Annotated in this window: 17 protein-coding genes and 2 pseudogenes; 12 read left to right on the top strand and 7 right to left on the bottom strand. The window is 71.4% G+C overall.

The genetic code is table 11. The annotated features are described in order from the left end of the window. Window positions 1-186: 186 nt before the first annotated feature. On the bottom strand, window positions 187-1,398 hold the full coding sequence (tyrS, locus tag ON759_RS08795; RefSeq protein ID WP_271680005.1) for a tyrosine--tRNA ligase: 1,212 nt from the start codon (window positions 1,396-1,398) through the stop codon (window positions 187-189). Between the two features lie 170 nt (window positions 1,399-1,568). Between tyrS and ON759_RS08790 the strand changes: the two genes are divergently transcribed. Then, the gene (locus ON759_RS08790; RefSeq protein WP_271680004.1) at window positions 1,569-3,011 is read left to right on the top strand and encodes a M23 family metallopeptidase; all 1,443 of its coding nucleotides are present in this window, start codon (window positions 1,569-1,571) and stop codon (window positions 3,009-3,011) included. A gap of 34 nt (window positions 3,012-3,045) precedes the next feature. Beyond that, on the top strand, window positions 3,046-4,161 hold the full coding sequence (locus tag ON759_RS08785; protein ID WP_271680003.1) for an anhydro-N-acetylmuramic acid kinase: 1,116 nt from the start codon (window positions 3,046-3,048) through the stop codon (window positions 4,159-4,161). Here the strand turns inward: ON759_RS08785 and ON759_RS08780 are convergent. From ON759_RS08780 to ON759_RS08770, 3 genes and pseudogenes are all read right to left on the bottom strand, one after another. Next, the gene (locus tag ON759_RS08780) at window positions 4,149-4,418 is read right to left on the bottom strand and encodes a hypothetical protein (RefSeq protein WP_271680002.1); all 270 of its coding nucleotides are present in this window, start codon (window positions 4,416-4,418) and stop codon (window positions 4,149-4,151) included. The two genes, ON759_RS08785 and ON759_RS08780, sit on opposite strands and share 13 nt — an antisense overlap. Window positions 4,419-4,611: 193 nt before the next feature. Then, window positions 4,612-5,922, bottom strand: coding sequence for an AmpG family muropeptide MFS transporter (locus ON759_RS08775; RefSeq protein WP_271680001.1), 1,311 nt, complete (start codon window positions 5,920-5,922; stop codon window positions 4,612-4,614). Further along, a pseudogene (locus tag ON759_RS08770) lies at window positions 5,919-6,722 on the bottom strand (exodeoxyribonuclease III). Before ON759_RS08770 ends, ON759_RS08775 begins: the two are co-directional and overlap by 4 nt. Before the next feature lie 82 nt (window positions 6,723-6,804). On the opposite strand from ON759_RS08770, the gene pyrE reads away from it, so the two are divergent. Both pyrE and ON759_RS08760 read left to right on the top strand, forming a co-directional pair. Then, the gene (pyrE, locus tag ON759_RS08765) at window positions 6,805-7,482 is read left to right on the top strand and encodes an orotate phosphoribosyltransferase (protein WP_271680000.1); all 678 of its coding nucleotides are present in this window, start codon (window positions 6,805-6,807) and stop codon (window positions 7,480-7,482) included. A gap of 24 nt (window positions 7,483-7,506) precedes the next feature. Further along, the gene (locus ON759_RS08760; protein ID WP_271679999.1) at window positions 7,507-8,196 is read left to right on the top strand and encodes a hypothetical protein; all 690 of its coding nucleotides are present in this window, start codon (window positions 7,507-7,509) and stop codon (window positions 8,194-8,196) included. 19 nt (window positions 8,197-8,215) lie between these two features. Here ON759_RS08760 and ON759_RS08755 read toward each other — a convergent pair whose 3' ends face one another. The 3 genes and pseudogenes from ON759_RS08755 to coaBC all read right to left on the bottom strand — a co-directional run bounded on the left by ON759_RS08755 (window position 8,216) and on the right by coaBC (window position 12,229). Continuing rightward, entirely contained in the window at window positions 8,216-10,534 is a 2,319-nt protein-coding gene (locus tag ON759_RS08755; protein ID WP_271679998.1) for a phosphomannomutase/phosphoglucomutase, read from the bottom strand. Between the two features lie 11 nt (window positions 10,535-10,545). Continuing rightward, window positions 10,546-11,016 carry a dUTP diphosphatase gene (gene dut / locus ON759_RS08750; protein ID WP_271679997.1) on the bottom strand — a complete coding sequence of 157 codons (471 nt, stop codon included), beginning with the start codon at window positions 11,014-11,016 and terminating at the stop codon, window positions 10,546-10,548. Continuing rightward, a pseudogene (gene coaBC, locus ON759_RS08745) lies at window positions 11,013-12,229 on the bottom strand (bifunctional phosphopantothenoylcysteine decarboxylase/phosphopantothenate--cysteine ligase CoaBC). The gene dut and the pseudogene coaBC overlap by 4 nt, the downstream one beginning before the upstream one ends. A gap of 96 nt (window positions 12,230-12,325) precedes the next feature. Here coaBC and radC point away from each other — a divergent pair. From radC to ON759_RS08705, 8 genes are all read left to right on the top strand, one after another. After that, the gene (radC, locus tag ON759_RS08740) at window positions 12,326-13,000 is read left to right on the top strand and encodes a RadC family protein (protein ID WP_271679996.1); all 675 of its coding nucleotides are present in this window, start codon (window positions 12,326-12,328) and stop codon (window positions 12,998-13,000) included. A gap of 171 nt (window positions 13,001-13,171) precedes the next feature. Then, the gene (gene argS, locus ON759_RS08735) at window positions 13,172-14,860 is read left to right on the top strand and encodes an arginine--tRNA ligase (protein ID WP_271679995.1); all 1,689 of its coding nucleotides are present in this window, start codon (window positions 13,172-13,174) and stop codon (window positions 14,858-14,860) included. Continuing rightward, window positions 14,860-15,630: an SPOR domain-containing protein gene (locus tag ON759_RS08730; RefSeq protein WP_271679994.1), complete on the top strand. Its 771-nt coding sequence runs from the start codon at window positions 14,860-14,862 to the stop codon at window positions 15,628-15,630. The genes argS and ON759_RS08730 overlap by 1 nt, the downstream gene beginning before the upstream one ends. After that, window positions 15,630-16,454: a carboxylesterase family protein gene (locus tag ON759_RS08725; protein ID WP_271679993.1), complete on the top strand. Its 825-nt coding sequence runs from the start codon at window positions 15,630-15,632 to the stop codon at window positions 16,452-16,454. Before ON759_RS08730 ends, ON759_RS08725 begins: the two co-directional genes overlap by 1 nt. A 43-nt stretch (window positions 16,455-16,497) precedes the next feature. Then, window positions 16,498-16,863, top strand: coding sequence for a hypothetical protein (locus ON759_RS08720; protein WP_271679992.1), 366 nt, complete (start codon window positions 16,498-16,500; stop codon window positions 16,861-16,863). After that, window positions 16,860-17,777 carry a prenyltransferase gene (locus ON759_RS08715; RefSeq protein ID WP_271679991.1) on the top strand — a complete coding sequence of 306 codons (918 nt, stop codon included), beginning with the start codon at window positions 16,860-16,862 and terminating at the stop codon, window positions 17,775-17,777. The genes ON759_RS08720 and ON759_RS08715 overlap by 4 nt, the downstream gene beginning before the upstream one ends. A gap of 49 nt (window positions 17,778-17,826) precedes the next feature. Next, complete coding sequence (locus ON759_RS08710) at window positions 17,827-18,582, top strand: SDR family NAD(P)-dependent oxidoreductase (protein ID WP_271679990.1); 756 nt, start codon at window positions 17,827-17,829, stop codon at window positions 18,580-18,582. After that, on the top strand, window positions 18,579-19,065 hold a 487-nt coding region (locus ON759_RS08705; protein WP_271679989.1), incomplete at its 3' end, for a DMT family transporter. The genes ON759_RS08710 and ON759_RS08705, both read left to right, overlap by 4 nt.

Raw genomic sequence — 19,065 nt, 5'->3', positions numbered from 1 at the left:
TCCCGGGCTTCGGCCTCAGCGCCTTGCCCAACCCCCGAAACATCAATCAGCCCGAGGGAGCCGCACATCATACAAGGGTTTTGAAGAACGTCAACACCCCGTGATGATGATTTTTGCTTACCGCCGCAACCGATGGCCGGGGCGGGTCGATGATTCTAGCAGCGCTTATTGCGATGCAGCAAGGGGTCAGCCGGAAACCAGCCGGACCCTGGCGAAATTGCGCTTGCCGACCTGCACCACGCCCTCGAACCCGGGCGACAGCAGGGTCCCGGCATCCTCGACCACGGCGCCCTCGACCTTCACCGCGCGCTCCTTGAGCTTGCGGTTGGCTTCCGAGTTGGAGGGCGTGATCCCGGCCGCGGTGAGCAGCGCGGCGATGCGGATGCCTTCCGCCGGCACCACGATGTCCTGCAACGGCAGCAGCGAGGTGTCGCCCTGCCCGGTCACCGCGGCATGCCAGCCGGCGATCGCGGTCTCGGCGGAGGCGGCATCGTGGAAGCGCGTCGCCAGCTCGCGCGCCAGGCGCAGCTTGACGTCGCGCGGGTTGAGCGCGCCAGCCCCGATGTCGGCACGCAGGCGCACAGCCTCGTCGATCCCGATCTCGAAGCTCAGCAGGTCGATCCAGCGCCACATCAGTTCATCGCCGATCTTCATGGTCTTGTTGACGATGTCGATCGCCGGCTCGGCGATGCCGATGTAGTTGCCCAGCGACTTCGACATCTTGTTGACGCCATCCAGGCCCTCCAGCAGCGGCATGGTCAGCACCACCTGCGGCTTCTGCCCGTGCGCTTCCTGCAGGCCGCGCCCCATCAACAGGTTGAACTTCTGGTCGGTGCCGCCGAGCTCGACGTCGGCCTCCAGCGCCACCGAGTCGTAGCCCTGCACCAGCGGGTAGAGGAATTCGTGGATCGCGATCGACTGCTGCGCGGCGTAGCGCTTGGCGAAGTCGTCGCGCTCCAGCATGCGCGCGACCGTGTGCTGTGCGGCGAGCCGGATCATGTCGGCGGCGGTCATCCTGCCGAACCATTCGCTGTTGAAGCGCACCTCGGTGCGCGACTTGTCGAGGACCTTGAACACCTGCTCGGCGTAGGTCTCCGCGTTGGCCAGCACGTCCTCGCGGGTCAGCGGCTTGCGGGTGGCGTTCTTGCCGGTGGGGTCGCCAATCATCCCGGTGAAGTCGCCGATCAGGAAGATCACCTGGTGGCCGAGGTCCTGGAACTGCCGCATCTTGTTGAGCAGCACCGTGTGACCCAGGTGGAGGTCGGGCGCGGTCGGGTCGAAGCCGGCCTTGACCCGCAACGGACGGCCGGTGGCGAGGCGCGCTTCCAGGTCTTCGCGCTTGAGGATTTCGTCCGCGCCGCGGGCGATGAGGTCGATGGCGTGCAGGTGGTCGGACACGGGGATCTCGCGGGGGCGGCCACGCGAAACGTGACCGGGTTGCTGAAGGGAGTTAAGGTAGCGTTAAATGAATGCGCCGAAAAACCGGTTTGGATTCAACGAGTTGACGCATGTTTTTCGCCTGACTATGGTAGCGCGTTGACGCATTCGTCACGCGAGGGGACGGGCACATGACGGATTCGACGAAGGTTGCGACGCACGCGGACATCCTCCGCGGCAACCTCGAACAGGCCCGGGCCGACGCCGCCCGCGATGCCGCGACGATCCGCCTCCCCGCTGCGTTCAACGGTCGCTGGACCCGGCGCCACTGGGCCCACGCCAGCCTGTTCGCCACCATCGGCATGCTCGTCGCGGCGATCGTGCCCGGCTTCTCGACCGTGCTGGAACCGGCCCAGGGCGTGCAGCGCACGGTGCTCTCGCTGCCCTTGCCGCGCCTGCAGCTGAGCGGCGACAACGTCGACCGCTGGCAGTCGGTGACCCTGCGCTCGGGGCAGACCCTGAGCAGCGTGTTCAACGAGCTCGGCATCCCCTACAGCCAGCTGCAGACGGTGATGCAGCACCCGAAGATCAAGCCGGCGCTGCGCAGGCTGCGGCCCGGCACCGCGCTGAGCTTCAACCTGCCGGCCGACGGCTCGGTGCGCGCGATGCGCATCGAGGCGGCCCCGGGCATCGGCGACGAGCCGGTTGAGCTGGAGTTCAATGGCGACGCCTTGCGCGAGCGCGCCGTGCCGCAGGAGGTCACCACGCGCACCGTGGTGCTCACCGGCACCGTCGGCGACTCGCTGTTCGCCTCCGCGCGCAAGCAGGGCCTGGGGAGCGCGCAGCTGCGCCAGCTCACCGACGAGATGTTCAAGTACGACATCGACTTCGATTCCGACCTCGACGCCAACGACCGCTTCAGCGTGGTCGTCGACCAGACCTGGAAGAACGGGCAGCTCGCCAGCACCGGCCCCGTGCTGGCGGCGACGTTCACCGTGGACGGCAAGCTCAAGAGCGCCTTCCGCCACCTGCGCGACGGCAAGCCGGAATACTTCACCGCCGACGGACGCTCGCTCAAGCGTCCGTTCATCCGCATGCCGATCCCGTACGCGCGCCTGAGCTCCGGCTTCGGCGGGCGTCGCCACCCGGTGCTGGGCCGCATGCGCATGCACAAGGGCGTGGACTACGCCGCCGGCACCGGCACGCCGATCCAGGCCGCCGGCGATGCGCGCGTCGAGTTCGTCGGCCGCAAGGGCGGCTACGGCAACGCGGTGGTGCTGAACCACGGCGGCGGCAAGACCACGCTGTACGGCCACATGTCGCGCTTCGCCAAGATCCGCGTCGGCCAGCGCGTCGCGCAGGGCACGGTGATCGGTTACGTCGGCAGCACCGGCATGTCCACCGGGCCGCACCTGCATTACGAATTCCGCGTCAACGGCGTGCACATGAACCCGCTGAAGATGACGCTGCCGCCGCCAGCCCCGCTGCAGGGCAGCGCGCTCGTCGCGTTCAAGCACGAAACCCGCCGTGCACTCGACAAGATCCGCGAAGTCGAGGACGTGGTGTTCCAGCTCGACGACACCCACGTCGCCAGCGCCGAGCCCGCCACGCGGCCGGCCCGCAAGCGCGGCTGACGCCGCGCCGCGCGACGCCCGGCGGAGGTTCCCCATGACCGGCAGGTTGTTCATCGGCCTGATGTCCGGGACCAGCGCCGACGGCATCGATGCCGCCCTGGTCCGGTTCGGCGACGACGACGGCCCGCTGCGCGCGGAGCTGGTCGCCGCGCATACCCATCCGTGGGATTCCGATGTGCGCGCCCGCCTGGTCTGGCTGGGGCAGGGCGGCGCCCTCGACTCGCTGGACGAACTCGGCGAGCTCGATGCGCAGGTGGGCGAGGCCTTCGCGCAGGCCGCGCTCGCGGTGCTGGCCGGTGCCGGCGTGGCGGCGACCGACGTCGCGGCGATCGGCTCGCACGGGCAGACCGTGCGCCATCGACCCTACGCCACGCCGCCCTTCACGATGCAGATCGGCGATGCCAGCCGCATCGTGGAGCGCACCGGCATCGCCACGGTCGCCGATTTCCGGCGTCGCGACGTCGCCGCCGGCGGGCATGGCGCGCCGCTGCTGCCCGCCCTCCACCAGGCCCTGTTGCACGATCCCGGCGAAGACCGCGCGGTGCTCAACCTGGGCGGCATCGCCAACCTCACCTTGCTGCCACGCGCCGGCGAGGCACGCGGCTTCGACACCGGCCCCGCCAATGCGCTGATGGACCTGTGGTGCCATGAGCACACCGGGCGCCACTTCGACGAGGACGGCGCCTGGGGGGCGACCGGCCGCGCCGACGACGCGCTGCTGGAACGCTTGCTCGACGATCCGTGGTTCGCCCAGCCACCGCCGAAAAGCAGCGGCCGCGAACATTTCCAGCGCCGCTGGCTGGCGCAGCGGCTGCGGCCGGGCATCGCCCCGGTGGACGTGCAGGCAACCCTGCGCGCCCTGACCGCACGCACCATCGCGGACGCGCTGCACGCCACCCAGCCGGGCACCTCACGCGTGCTGGCCTGCGGCGGCGGCGTGCACAACCCGGCACTGATGGCGCAATTGGGGGAGGCATTGCCGGGCGTGGCGATCGCCTCCACCGCCAGCCTCGGCCTGGACCCGGACCACGTGGAGGCGATGGGTTTCGCATGGCTGGCCCGGCAGACGCTGCGCGGCGCACCCGGCAACCTGCCCTCGGTCACCGGTGCGGCGGGGCCGCGCGTGCTGGGCGCGATTTACCCGGCCTGACCGGTCGGCAGCTCGACCCGCCCGATCAAGCCAAAACCCGGGTCGTCGGGCACCCCTTCCAGCGCGGCGATGGCGTGCTGGAGCGCCGCCTGCTCCTCCAGGTCGAGGCGCTTGCGCAGGGCGTCCTCGCAAGCGCGCACGCCGGCGTCCAGGACTTCGACGATGACGTCGTGCGACGTGCAGCCTTGGGCCTCGGCGAGGCGGCGGATGCGCGCCGCCATGTCGGGGGCGATGTCGCGCAGGACCAGGTCGGTCATGGTGGACGTCCGTGCTTGCGCCGGGGGAGACGCAGGCTCTATCTACCCCGCCACGTGCCGCGGGGCAAGTTCAGTGCGGTCCCGCCCGGCGTCGCTCGCACCACGTGCCGGCCGCCCACGCGTCCGTGCGGGCGGACATCCATGGCCTGGCGGCGGGCGAGTGGCGGCGTCCCGGCTGCGTCGTGGGCGAGGATCAGCCCGCCTGCGGCGGTCCGGCGACGCGCGCGGGTTCATCGCCATCGCCCAGGTGCATGCGCGGCTGGATCCAGAAGAACAGCAGCACCGCCGGGATCGCGACCACTGCGGTGATCCAGAAATACGTCGCATAGCCGGTCTGCTCGACGATCCCGCCGGACACCGCGGACAATAGCTTGCCGGGCAGCATCACCAGCGACGAGAACAGCGCGAACTGGGTCGCGGAGAAGCGATGGTTGATCAGCGCGGTGAGGAACGCCGCCAGGGTGGTGCCCTGGAAGCCCTGGGCGAGGTTCTCGCCCGAAATCACCAGGGTGAGCATGGTCAGGTTGCCATTGGCGCCCACCAGCCAGACGTACAGCAGGTTGCTGACCGCTCCCAGCACCACGCCGGCCAGCAGCGGCCAGCGGACGCCCCAGCGCGCGATCGCGAAACCCGCCAGGAACACGCCGGCGATGCCGACCCAGATGCCGTAGACCTTGCTGATCGCCGCGATCTCGGTCTTGGTATAGCCCTGGTCGATGTAGAAAGGCGCCATGATCCCGCCGCCCAGCGACTGGTCGGAGATCTTGGCGATCAGGATGAAGGCCAGCAGCCCCACCGCCAGCGCTGGGCCGAAGCGGCGGAAGAAATCGGCGAAGGGCTCGACCATCCCCTCGCGGATGCCCGCGCGCCAGGTCTCGGTGCGCACGCGCGCGACCTCCGGCTCGCGGGCGAAGAACACCGCGGCTACCGGGATCAGCAGGAAGGCCGCCATCGTGCGGTACACCATCGGCCACGGCAGGTGGTCCGCCATCGCCAGCGCCAAGGCGCCGGTGACGATGAGCGCGATGCGGTAGCCGAGCGAATACGTCGCCAGCAGCGCGCCCTGCGCTTCCCGCGGCGCGATCTCGACGCGATAGGCATCCACGCCGATGTCGAGGGTTGCGCCGGCGAAGGCCGCCACCAGCGTGACCCACACGAACGGCGCGAGGTTCGCGGGCGTGACCTGCGCCATCACCAGCAGCGCGCCCATGACCAGCAGCAGCGCCAGCAGGATCCAGCCGCGCCGCAACCCGAGGCGCCCCAACACCGGGAGTGTCCAGCGGTCCACCAGCGGCGCCCACACGAATTTCAGCGTGTAGGACAGGCCCGCGCTCGCGATCAGGGTGATCGACTTGAGGTCGATGTCGTTGTCCTTGAGCCAGTACGCGAGGGTGCCGGCCACCAGCAGGAACGGCAAGCCGGAGGCGAAGCCGAAGAAGAACATCGTCCATGCCGCGGGCTGGGTGAAGGCCTGCCAGACCCGGGGCTTCTTGCCATCGCTCATTCCGCATACTCCACGAGGACCGGCGCGTGGTCGGAGAACCTGGGCTCCGGGAAGATCCCGGCGCGCATCACGCGCGATCCGATGCCCGGCGTCGCGAACTGGTAGTCGATCCGCCAGCCCACGTTGTTGGCGCGGGCGGCGCCGCGCTGCGACTACCACGAATACTCGACCGCGTCGGGCTTGGCGACCCGGAACGCATCCTTCCAGCCATGCGCCGGTGGAGCGACCAAGCCGTCGCCACAGGCATCGGCAATCATCGCGTTCAGCCAGGCGCGCTCGTGCGGCAGGCAACCGGAATTCTTCTGGTTGCCGGTCCAGTTCCTGATGTCGTTGCGGGCGCGGACGATGTTCCAGTCGCCGCACAGCACGTACTCGCGGCCGCTGGCGAGCCACCCATCGAGGATCGGCTTCAGCCACGCCATCACCTCTTCCTTGAAGCCCTGGCGCAGCTCGCCGGAGCTGCCCGACGGGATGTAGAAGCTCACCACGCTGAGGTTGCCGAAGCGCGCCTCGATGTAACGGCCCTCGTCGTCGAACGGCGCCCAGCCGAGCGCGGTGCGCACCTCGTCGGGTTCGCGGCGGCTGTAGATGGCGACGCCGCTGTAGCCCTTCTTGGTGGACGCGTCCTTGAACCAGGCGCGGTAGCCCGCCGGGCGGAAGGCGGCATCCGCCAACTGGTGCTCCTGCGCCTTGGTCTCCTGCACGCACAGGACGTCCACGTCCTGCGCCGCGAACCAGTCGAAGAAGCCCTTGCTGGCGGCCGAGCGCAGGCCGTTGGCGTTGAAGCTGAGGATGCGCATGCCGTGGCCTGCCGTGGAATGGCCCGCAGCGTAGCCGATGCCCCGCCTGCCGCGACAGTGCGACGCGTGGGAGAATCGCGGCATGAACGACCTGCACGCCGACCACCGCGCCCGCTTCCTCGGGCTGGCCCTGCGCGCCGAAGCCCTGCGCTTCGGCGAGTTCACCCTCAAGTCCGGGCGCAGCAGCCCGTACTTCTTCAATGCAGGCCGCTTCGACACCGGCGCGGCGCTGGCCGGGCTGGCCGCCTGCTACGCGGATGCGCTCGACGCCGCTGGCCTCGACTTCGACCTGCTGTTCGGCCCGGCCTACAAGGGCATCCCGCTGGCCACCGCGCTCGCCTGCGAGTACGCACGCCGCGGGCGCGACCTGCCGCTGGCGTTCAACCGCAAGGAAGCCAAGGCGCACGGCGAGGGGGGCAGCCTGATCGGCGCGCCGCTGGCCGGCCGCCGGGTGCTGGTGGTCGACGACGTGATCACCGCTGGCACCGCGATCCGCGAGGCGTTGTCGATCATCGCCGACGCCGGCGGCACCCCGGCCGCGATCGTGATCGCGCTGGACCGGCAGGAACGCGTGCGCGAGGACGACGGCAGCGCCGCCAGCCGGCGCTCCGCGGCGCAGGCGGTGGCCGAGGAACACGACATCCCGGTGGTCGCCGTCGCCACCCTCGGCGACCTGCTTGCATTCGCCGGCGAAAGCGCGGAACTTTCCGCGCATCGGGATGCCCTGCTCGCCTACCGCGCGCGCTACGGCGTCGCCTGACGCAGACGACAGGGGGTCGCCGCCATGCAGCACCTGCACCGCACCATGCTTGCCACCGCGCTGGCCACGGGACTGCTGGCCTGCGCCGCAGCCGTCGCGCAGAAGGCACCCGAGCGCAAGATCTATTGCTGGGACGAAGGTGGCCGCAAGGTGTGCGGCGACGCGCTGCCTGCGGAGGCCGCGAGCAGCGCGCGCACCGAAATCAGCGGCAAGAGCGGCTTGGCGACACGACGGGTGGCCCGCGCCCTGAGCGGCGACGAGCAAGCCCTCGCCGAGCAGGCCGAGGCCGCCGCGCGGCAGGCCGCGGAAGCCGAGGCCATGCGCCAGCGCCGCGACCTGGCGATGGTCGAGTCGTACATGACCGAGGCGGACCTGCGCCGCGCCTACGGCGAGCGCATTTCACTGCTCGACGAAACCCTCAAGGCAAGCCGGCTCGGGATCGCCAACCTGCGCCTCAGCCTGCTGAGCCAGCTGCGGCAGGCGGGCGATCGCGAGCTCGCCGGCGAGGTCGTGCCGAAGTCGTTCCGGGACGCGGTGCGCCAGCAACACGACGACTTGCTGCGGCAGCAGCGGATCCTGGCCGACCAGGCGCGCGATCGCGCCGCACTCGACGTCGAACTCGCGGATGCCCTGCAACGCTACCGCGCGCTGAAGGATCCGCCGTCCGCGCAGGCCGCCAGCGCGACCGGCAGCGAGGCCGCCACCCAACGGTGAACCTCGCCGCCCGGCGACCTCAGAACGGCAGCTGCAGCGCCGGCTCGACCGCGAGGAGTTGATCGCGGAACACCTGCTGGATGCGCGCCATCGCCGCATTGGAATCCGCATCGAAGCGCATCACCACCACCGGCGTGGTGTTGGAGGCACGGACCAGGCCCCATCCATCCGGCCAATCCACCCGCAAGCCGTCGATGGTCGAGGCGCGCGCGCCCTCGAAGCGCGCGATCGCGCGGAACCGCTCCACGAAGCCATGCGCATCGTCGCCCGGGACCTGCAGCTTGAGTTCCGGCGTCGACACGCCGTCGACCACGGATTCCAGCAACTCGCTCGGGGCGTGCGCCGACCCGTCCATGATCTCCAGCAGGCGGGCGGCCGCGTAGATGCCGTCGTCGAACCCGTACCAGCGCTCCGCGAAGAAGAAGTGCCCGCTCATCTCGCCCGCCAGCTCGGCGCCGGTCTCGGCCATCTTCGCCTTGATCAGCGAATGCCCGGTCTTCCACATCAGCGGGCTGCCGCCGTGGCGCAGGATGTGCGCGGCGAGGTGCCCGGTGCACTTCACGTCGTACAGGACCACGGCGCCGGGGTTGCGCTGCAGCACGTCGGCCGCGAACAGCATCAGCAGGCGATCCGGGAACACCACCTTGCCGCCGCGGGTCACCACGCCGAGGCGGTCGCCGTCGCCATCGAAGGCCAGGCCGAAGTCGGCGTCCAGCCGCTCGACCATCTGCACCAGCGCGTCGAGGTTGTGCGGGTCGCCGGGGTCGGGGTGGTGGTTGGGGAACGTGCCGTCGATGTCGCAGAACAACCGCTCGACGTCGGCACCGACCGCTTCCAGCACCCGCGGCCCGATCACGCCCGCCGCGCCGTTGCCGGCGTCGACCACCACCTTGAGCTTGCGACCGATCTGGATGTCACCGGCGATGCGCTCGACGTAGTCCTCGCTGATGTCGCGCTCGCTGCTGGTGCCCGGGCGCGCGGCCTCGTGCAGGCGATCCTCGGCGATGCGCGCGTAGAGGTCCACGATCGCCTCGCCGGAGAGCGTTTCCGCTCCGACGACGATCTTGAAGCCGTTGTAGTCGGGCGGGTTGTGGCTGCCGGTGATGGCCACGCCGCAACCAGTGCGCAGGTGGAAACACCCGAAGTAGACCACCGGCGTGGGCACCAACCCGAGGTCGATCACGTTGCGCCCGGCCTTGCGCAAGCCAGCGATCAAGCCCTCCGACATCTCCGGGCCCGACAGGCGGCCATCGCGACCGACCACGATGTCGTCCAGTCCCTTTTCGTGCATGAGCGAGCCGATCGCCTGGCCGATCAGTTCGGCCACGCCGGCATCCAGCGTCTGGCCGACGATCCCGCGGATGTCATAGGCCCGGAAGATGCCGCGGTCGATCGCCACCGGCGCGACCTCCGCGGGGCGTTCGCCCTCCGCGCGCGCGCGCGTCTGCGCAGCAACGAGATCCGGCTGCTCCGCCTGCAAGTCGGCCAGGGTGGGGGCGGCATCGACCGCGCCGCCCTGCACCCCGAGCAGGCGCGGCCTCACCACCAGCCAGAGCAGCAGCGCCGTGGCCAGCAGCAAGGCGCCCAGCCCCAGCGCCGGGATCGCCTCCAGTTCGAAGGGCGTGGCGACCGGATCGTGCATGGACGCGGCGATCCGCAGGTCGCTGTCCGGCACCTTGGCGGCAAGCGCTTCCGCGCTGCCGTTGAGTTCGACGTCGCCGCGCTCCTTCACGTTGCGGCCGCCTTGCCGCAACGCGAGGTAGGCGCCCGGCGGCAGCGGCACGGCATCGAGGCCCTTGGTGATCCGGGCGAGCGGCACCTCCGCATAGGCGACCACCGCTGATGTTGCCGTCGGCACCGGCGCTGCCAGCGCCAGGTGCTCGCCGCCCGCCGAGCGAACGATCCGGCCCACGGGCTTGCCCGCGGCCAGCGCCGCCTCCGCCACCGCCAGCGTGCCGTAGCCGCTGCGCGGAAGCGCGGCGTACTGCGCCTGCAGGTCCGCCGGCCAGAAGGCGCTGCGGGCGGCGCCAGGCCAGCCCGCGGCCAGCGCCTTGGCCGCCCTGTCGGGATCGCCCGCCGCGAGCGCCGCAAGCACCTCGGGCGATGCCAGGCGCGCGGCCATCGTGCGTTGCTCGGCTTCAAGGCTGCGCTGGACGCCGACCGCTGCGTCGTCACGGGCCTGCTCGAGGCTGGTCGCACGGGCGCCGTCGCGCATCCGCAAGCCGCCGGAGACCAGCAGCCAGGCCGCCAGCACCAGCATCAGCAACACCAGCACCGGCAGCGCGCGCGCGGATTGCTCCCGCCCGAGCTGCAGCTTGCGCTTCCCTTCGTCGTCCATGTCGCCCCCCGTCAGCGCATGCCGGTGTGGCCGAAGCCACCTTCACCGCGCGCGCTTTCCTCGAAAGTATCCACCACCTGCAGCGTCGCGCGCACGATCGGCAGCAGGACCAGTTGGGCGATGCGGTCGCCGGGCTCGATCGTGTAGGGCGCGCTGCCGCGGTTCCAGGTGCTGATCATCAGCGGCCCCTGGTAATCGGCGTCGATCAGGCCGGTGCCGTTGCCCAGCACGATGCCGTGCTTGTGGCCCAGCCCCGAACGCGGCAACAGCACCGCGCACAGGCCCGGGTCGGCGACATGGATGGCGAGGCCCGAAGGCACCAGCGCGGCCTCGCCCGGCGGCAGCAGCAGCGGCGCATCCAGCGCGGCGCGCAGGTCCATGCCGGCGCTGTGCGCGGTGGCATAGGCCGGCAGCGGCCATTCGGCGCCGAAGCGCGGATCCACCACCTTCACCTGCAGCACGTGTTCGACATGCGTACTCATCGGCCGATCCGCTCCGCGACCAGGTCCAGCAACAGGCCCGCCAGCGCGGATTTCGCGGCGGGGCCGAGGGCGCGCTCGAACCCGTCGTGGCCGAGCACCAGCAGCGCATTGTCGTCGCTCTCGAAGCCGGTGGCGCCCACCCCGACCCGGTTGGCGCAGACCAGGTCCACGCCCTTGCGCTCGAGCTTGCCGCGCGCGTAGCCGGCCACGTTGTCGGTTTCGGCGGCGAAGCCGACCACCAGCCGCGGACGCTGCGGATGCGCGGCGACCTCGGCCAGGATGTCGCGGGTCTTGACCAGTTCGAGCACCAGGGTGTCCTGGCCCGGCGTCTTCTTCAGCTTGCCGGCGGCGAAGGCGCGCGGGGTGAAGTCGGCCACCGCCGCGGCGCCGATGTAGGCATCGCAAGGCAACGCCGCGAACACCGCCATGTGCATCTGCGCCGCGCTGCGCACGTCGACCCGCTGCACGCCGGCCGGCGTGGGCTGGTGCACCGGTCCCGCGACCAGGGTGACCCGGGCGCCGCGCGCGGCGGCGACCGCCGCGATCGCGAACCCCATCTTGCCGCTGCTGCGGTTGCCGATGAAGCGGACCGGGTCGATGTCCTCGAAGGTCGGCCCGGCGCTCACCACCAGGTGCCTGCCCGCCAGCGCTGCGCTCATGCGCGCCCCGCCAGCGCGGCCACGATCTCGGCAGGCTCGGCCATCCGCCCCGGACCAGACTCGCCCTCGGCCAGCGGGCCGTCGTTCGGCCCGATGACCGCCACCCCCCGCGTGCGCAGGGTGCCCACGTTGGCCACGGTCGCCGGATGCCGCCACATCATGTGGTTCATCGCCGGCGCGATGGCGATCGGCGCGGTGGTCGCCAGGCACAGGGTGGAGACGAGGTCGTCGGCCAGGCCGCAGGCCAGCTTGGCGATGGTGTTCGCGGTCGCCGGCGCGACCACCACCCGCTGCGCCCAGCGCGCCAGTTCGAGGTGGCCCATCGCCGCCTCGGCCTGCGCGTCCCACAACGAGGTCCGCACCGGACGGTGCGAGAGCGCCTGGAAGGTCTGCGCCCCGACGAAGCGCTGCGCGGCCTCGGTCATCGCCACCTGCACCTCGGCGCCGGCATCGCGCAGCCGGCGCACCAGGTCGGCGCTCTTGTAGGCGGCGATCCCGCCGCAGACGCAGAGCAGCACGCGACGCGCGTGCAAGGGGCCGCTGGCGGCAGGCATCGGGTCGTTTCCTGACCGTGGGAGTGGCCGCCAGCTTACCCGAAGGCACCGCATGCGCCGATGCCGCGACATCCCGCGCACGGCAATCCTGCAGCCATGCACATCCGCGACTGGCCCGAAGGCGAACGCCCCCGCGAGAAGCTGCTGGCCCGCGGCGCCGGCAGCCTGTCGGACGCCGAACTGCTGGCGATCTTCCTCGGCTCCGGCACCGCCGGCCGCGACGCGGTGGCCGCGGCGCGCGACCTGCTGGCGGGACAGGGCGGCCTGCGCGGCCTGCTCGACCGCGAGCCGAAGGCGCTGGTCCGCCTGCACGGGATCGGGCCCGCCCGCGCCTGCACGCTGGCGGCGGCGCTCGAGCTCGGGCACCGCCACCTGGCCGCGCAGCTGGCCCGCGGCGAGGCGATGGCCGACCCCGCCGCGGCCGGCCGCTATTTCGCGCAACGCCTGCGCGGCCTCGGCCACGAAGTGTTCGCCGCGCTCTACCTCGACACCCGCCACCGTGCTCTCGGCTTCGAGGAACTGTTCCGCGGCGGGCTGGATGGCGCCGAAGTCCACCCACGCACCCTGGTCGAACGCGCGCTCGCCCGCGGCGCCGCGGCGGTGATCGTCGGCCACAATCATCCCAGCGGGAACCCGGAACCCTCGGCCGCCGACCGCGCGGTGACCACCCGCCTGAAGCAGGCGCTGGCGCTGGTCGACGTGCGCCTGCTGGACCACTTCGTGGTCGGCGACGGCGCGCCGGTGTCGATGGCGGCGCGGGGATTGGTGTGAGCTTCTTGCGATGCCCGGGTCAGGCCCGCGGGCCGGGGCTGGCGCAACCAAGCGAGTATCGGGGAGCGACTTGCGGTAGCCCCGGCCCGCTGGCCCGACCTGCATCGTCGGGAGGCCTACGCATCGCCTCGCGTACAATGCCCGACCGTTGAACCGCATCGCACAGCCTTCGTGAAAGCCCAGCTCCGCGCCCTGATCGAACAGGGCCTGACCGCCCTGCGCACTGCGGGCACCCTGCCCGCCGACCTGCCCTCGCCCGACTTCGCCGTCGAGCGGCCGAAGGAACGCGCGCACGGCGATTTCTCGACCAATGCCGCGATGCTGCTGGCCAAGGCCGCGAAGAGCAATCCGCGTGCGCTGGCGCAACAGCTGGTCGATGCGCTGCCGGCATCGGATGCGGTGGCGAAGATCGAGCTCGCCGGCCCCGGCTTCATCAACTTCCACCTGGCGCCCGGCGCCTGGCAGCAGCAGGTGCGCGACATCCACGCGGGCGGCCCCGTGTTCGGCCGCAACGCCAGCGGCGGCGGCAAGACCGTGGGCGTCGAATACGTCTCCGCCAACCCCACCGGCCCGCTGCATGTCGGCCACGGTCGCGCCGGGGTGATCGGCGACTGCATCGCCCGCGTCATGGCCGCCAACGGCTGGGACGTGAAGCGCGAGTTCTACTACAACGACGCCGGCGTGCAGATCAACAACCTGGCGATCTCCACCCAGGCGCGTGCCAAGGGCCTGAAGCCGGGCGACGCCGACTGGCCGGCCGACGCCTACAACGGCGACTACATCGGCGATGTCGCGGCCAGCTATCTGCGCGGCGACAGCATCGAGATCGAGGGTCATGTCGTCTCCGGCAAGGACGACGCCGACGACCTCGATGCCATCCGCAAGTTCGCCGTGGCCTACCTGCGCCGCGAGCAGAACAGCGATCTCGCCGCGTTTGGGGTGTCGTTCGACCGCTACTTCCTGGAGTCCTCGCTGTACGCCGACGGCAAGGTGGAGGAGACCGTGCGCGAGCTGATCGCCCACGGCCACACCTACGAGGAAGGCGGCGCGCTGTGGCTACGCACCACCGACTTCGGCGACGACAAGGACCGCGTCATGCGCAAGTCCGACGGCACCTACACCTACTTCGTGCCGGACGTGGCCTACCACCTCAGCAAGTGGCAGCGCGGCTACCAGCGCGCGGTGACCGAACTCGGCGCCGACCACCACGGTTCGCTGGCGCGGGTGAAGGCCGGCCTGCAGGCGCTGGATTGCGGCATTCCCGCCGGTTACCCGGATTACGTGCTGCACCAGATGGTCACGGTGATGCGCGGCGGCGAGGAAGTGAAGCTGTCCAAGCGCGCGGGTTCGTACCTGACCCTGCGCGACCTGATCGACGAAGCCGGCCGCGACGCGACCCGCTGGTTCCTGGTCGCGCGCAAGCCGGATTCGCAACTGACCTTCGACATCGACCTGGCGCGTTCGCAGTCGAACGACAACCCGGTCTACTACGTGCAGTACGCGCATGCGCGCATCTGCAGCCTGCTGCGCCAGGCCGGCGAGAAGGGCTACGCGCACGACGCGGCCCGCGGCGATGCCGCGCTGCACCGGCTCGACGACGCGCCCGCGCAGGAGCTGATGCGCGAGCTGTCGCGGTATCCGGAGGTGGTGGAAGCCGCCGGCGCCACGCTGGAACCGCACCTGGTGGCCCAGTACCTGCGCGAACTCGCCAATGCCTTCCATGGCTGGTACCACGCCAGCCCGGTGCTGGTGGAAGATGCCGACCTGCGCGACGCGCGATTGGCCCTGGCCCTGGCGACCCGGCAGGTGCTGGCGAACGGCCTCGACCTGTTGGGCGTGGGCGCACCGGAGAGCATGTGATGGCGGCACGACGCGGCAAGTCGCAAGCGCGACGCAACGGCTCCAACGGATTGCCGGGCTGGGCCTGGCTGGTGATCGGCGTGCTGGTGACGCTGGCCGTGGTGCTGGCCGCGCCGCGCCTGCTGAAATCTGAGGGCGGCACCGACGGCTTCTTCCGTCCGAAGCCGAACCCGGATGCCCAGCCAGCCAGCGCCGGCGCGGAGGGCGAAGCGATCGCGCCGGACACCGCGCCTGCGGGCGAAGCCGGCGACGCCGGCACGGCCAAGCCCACCCAGTACGATTTCTACACCCTGCTGCCCGGCGAAGAAGTCGAGGTGAGCGACGCCGAGCTCGCGGCAAGCGCGCAAGCCGAAGCCGCCGCGCAGGCCAAGGCAGCGCAGCAGACCGCGGCCGCCGCAGCTGCAGGCGCGGAGGCCTTGCCGACCCCGATCGGCGACAGCGCGACCGCCGGGACCGCGCCCGCGACCGACGCGCCTGCCCCCGCCGACGCCAAGCCCGCGGTCGAGCCGAAGCCCGCCGCCGTGGCCGACGCCGCGGACGCCCGCTACATCCTCCAGGCCGGCGCGTTCGGCGCCTCCGGCGATGCCGAAGCAGTCAAGGCCAAGATCGCCCTGCTCGGCCTGAACGCCCGCGTGGAATCCGCGCAGATCGGCGGCAAGACCGTGTACCGCGTGCGTATGGGGCCGTACGGCAGCGCCTCCGAACTGGCCGAAGCCAAGTCCAAGCTTGCCGGCGGCGGCCTCCCCGCGATGGCGGTCAAGACCCAGTGATGCGCTTCGGGCTGCTCGCCTGCGCAGCCCTGCTGCTGTCGAGCTGCACCCGGGACGCCGGCGAGCTCCTGGTGCGTGGCACGCCACCCCTGGATCGCAGCGTGGCAGCGGCGATTTCCGCGGACGATTTCGCCGCCGGATCGTTCACCGCCCGCAACGGCACGACCCTGCCCTACCGGCTGCTGGTGCCCGCCCGGCTCGAACCCGGCCGGCGTTACCCGCTCGTCGTGCAATTCCACGGCTCGGGGGCAGTCGGCACCGACAACCGTGCGCAAATCGCAGGTGACTTCGCGGCGCGCGCCTGGGCGATTCCCGCCATCCGTGCGCGCCATCCCGCCTTCGTGCTTGTGCCGCAGTTCCCGGTGCGCAGCGCGAACTACGACGACCCAACCGCGCCGCGCGTCGCGATCGCCACGCCGGCCCTGGCGGCGGCGCTGGAACTGGTCGATGACGTGATCGCCCGGCAGCCGGTCGATGCGTCGCGCGTCTATGCCAGCGGCTTCTCGATGGGTGGATCCTCTACCTGGCTCTCGTTGCTGGCCAGGCCCGGGTTGTTCGCCGCCGCGGTGCCGATCGCCGGCATCGCGCCCGAGCGCTCGCACGCCATCGACCTGATCCACATGCCGATCCTGGTCCTGCACGGCGATGCCGACACCGAAAACCCGATCGATGCGGACCGCGCGATGGTCGCCGCCATCCGCACTGCCGGTGGTCGGCAAGTGCGCCTGCGCAGCTACGCCGGCCTGCAGCACATGCCGCCCGGCGACCTGGTGCCCGGCGACGCATGGCGGGACTGGCTGTTCGCGCAGCATCGCGATCCCTGAGACACTCCGGCGCTAGCCTGACCGACCGGACAGGAACCCCGCCGTGCCGATCGAATCCGCCCTCATCAAGCCCGTGGTCGACGCCCTGATGGCGCTGCTGCGCCGTGGCGAACAGGCCAACCTGAAGCGCAACGCCGAGGCCGCGATCCGCGAGGCGATCCGCGAACTGCTGCTGGCCAATCCCGACGAGAACAAGGCGCAGGCGCGGATCGCGATCGCCAAGGCCGCCGGCATCCTGTCCGAGGATGTGGTGCTGGCCGAGGACATGCTGCAGAAGCATCGCGCGACCAAGGCGAAGACCTCCGGCAAGGCGGCCACTGGTCGCCGCCGCAAGCCCGCAACCCCCGCCTCCCCTGCAGCCGCCACCCCGCGCCGCAAACCCGCGCCGCCGCGCAAGCCAGGCGCATGACGCCGGCACGGCAAGGGGTGCCCTATTGGCGGATGACCAGGCCGGGTTTCCTTGGCCTGACCCTCGTCGCCTATGCGCTGGGCGTGGCCATTGCCTGGCACGCGGGCGCCCGCGCGCCCGTCGGGGTGCTGCTGGCCGGCCTCGCGATCGCCCTGCTCGGGCATGCCGCCGGCAACGTGCTGAACGACTATGAGGATGCCCGCAGCGGGGCGGATGCCGGCAACCACGACGCCATCGCGCCGTTCACCGGCGGCAGCGGGCTGATCCAGCACGGCGCCGTGGGGATCGAGGCGACCCGCCGCTACGCACGCCTGCTGCTGCTCGCCTGCGCGTTGGGAGGCCTGCTGCTGGTGGCGTGGCGCCGGCAACCCGAGCTGCTCGTCATCGGCGGGCTGGGCGTGGCGCTGGGCTGGGCCTATTCCTCGCCGCCGCTGGCGCTGATGGCGCGCGGCCTCGGCGAGGCCACGGTGGGCATCGCCTGGTGGCTGGTGGTGGTCGGTGCCGATGCGCTGGTGCGCGGCCATCCGTCGCCGGCACCCGTCGCCTGCGGTGCCGGTTTCGCGCTGCTGGTCGCATCGGTCCTGCTGCTCAACGGATTCCCGGACGCGCGCGCCGATGCCGCCGCCGGCAAGCGCACGCTGCGCGTGGTCCTCGGTGCCCGCCACGCCGCATGGCTGTTCAGCGCGCTGGTGTTCGCGGCGCATGCGGTGGCGTGGTGGGCCGCGGGCTTCCTGCCCGGCGGCTGGGCATGGGCACCGCTGGCGAGCCTCCCGCCCGCGCTTTACGCGAGCCTGCGGCTGCACCGGGACCTCGCCCACCCCGCCCGCTTGCGCCCGGCGATCATCGCGATGCTCGCCGCGGTGCACCTGCACGCGCTGGCCTGGGTCGTCGCGCTGGCCACCACCGCCGGCTGACGCGGGCGGGTATCGTGGACACCCCCACGCCATCGCCTTCGATCCCGCCATGCCCAAGACCGCCCTGATCACCGGCGCCACCGCCGGCTTCGGCCGCGCCGCCGCGCGCCGTTTCGTCGCTGCCGGCTGGCAGGTCATCGCCACCGGCCGCCGCGCGGACCGCCTCGCCGCCCTGCACGCCGAGCTTGGCGATGCCCTGCACACGGCCTGCTTCGACGTCCGCGACGAGGCCGCGATGCGCGCCTCGCTAAACGCCCTGCCTGGACGCTTCCGCGGCATCGACCTGCTGGTCAACAACGCCGGGCTGGCGCAGGGCACCAAGCCCGCACAGGACGCGCTGCTGTCCGACTGGAAGACCATGATCGACACCAACGTGACCGCGCTGGCCACGCTGACCCACGCGCTGCTGCCAACCTTGGTCGCGCGCAAGGGCGCCATCATCAACATCAGTTCGGTGGCCGGCGTGTATCCCTACCCCGGCGGCAACGCCTATGGCGGGACCAAGGCCTTCGTCAGCCAGTTCTCGCTGGGCCTGCGCAGCGACCTGCACGGCACCGGCGTGCGCGTGACCACGATCGAACCGGGGATGGCCGAAACCGAGTTCACGGTGGTGCGCACCCATGGCGACCAGGCGGCGTCGGACACGCTCTACGCCAACGCCAACCCGATGACCGCCGAGGACATCGCCGGCACCATCTTCTGGATCGCGACGCTGCCGCCGCACCTCAACATCAATCGGATCGAGCTGATGCCGACCTCGCAGTCCGTGGCCGGCTTCCAGGTCCACCGCGAGGCGTCCGCATGAACCTCGTCGCGGCGTTGCTGGTGGCGGTGCTGATTGGTGCGATCCTGCCGTTGCAGGGCCTGGTCAACGCGCGGCTCGGCACCCACGTCGGCGGACCAGTCGCCGCCGCCTTCGTCTCGTTCCTGGTCGGCACGGTGATGCTGGGACTGTACCTGCTCGCCACCCGTACCCCAGTCACCCTGCAGGGCAGCCTGAAACTGCCTGCGTGGATCTGGGCCGGCGGCGCGATCGGCGCGGTTTACGTGGCCTGCTTCACCCTGCTGATGCCGCGCATCGGAGCGGCCGGCATGGTCTGCCTGGCGGTGCTCGGGCAGGTCACCGCCTCGTTGCTGCTGGACAAGTTCGGCGTGCTGCAGGCGGCGAAGCCGGTGGACGCGCTGCGCCTGTTGGGCGCGGTGTTGGTGCTGGTCGGCGTGGTGCTGGTGGTGGCGCCGTGGCGGGGTGCCACCCGCGCCACCGCGACCCCGGCACGCAGCGACCGCA

It is taken from the genome of Thermomonas mangrovi, assembly GCF_028201335.1.
Lineage (GTDB): Bacteria > Pseudomonadota > Gammaproteobacteria > Xanthomonadales > Xanthomonadaceae > Thermomonas > Thermomonas mangrovi.
Note: the sequence above shows the minus strand (reverse complement) of the source record. Positions and strands in the feature narration are given on the sequence as shown.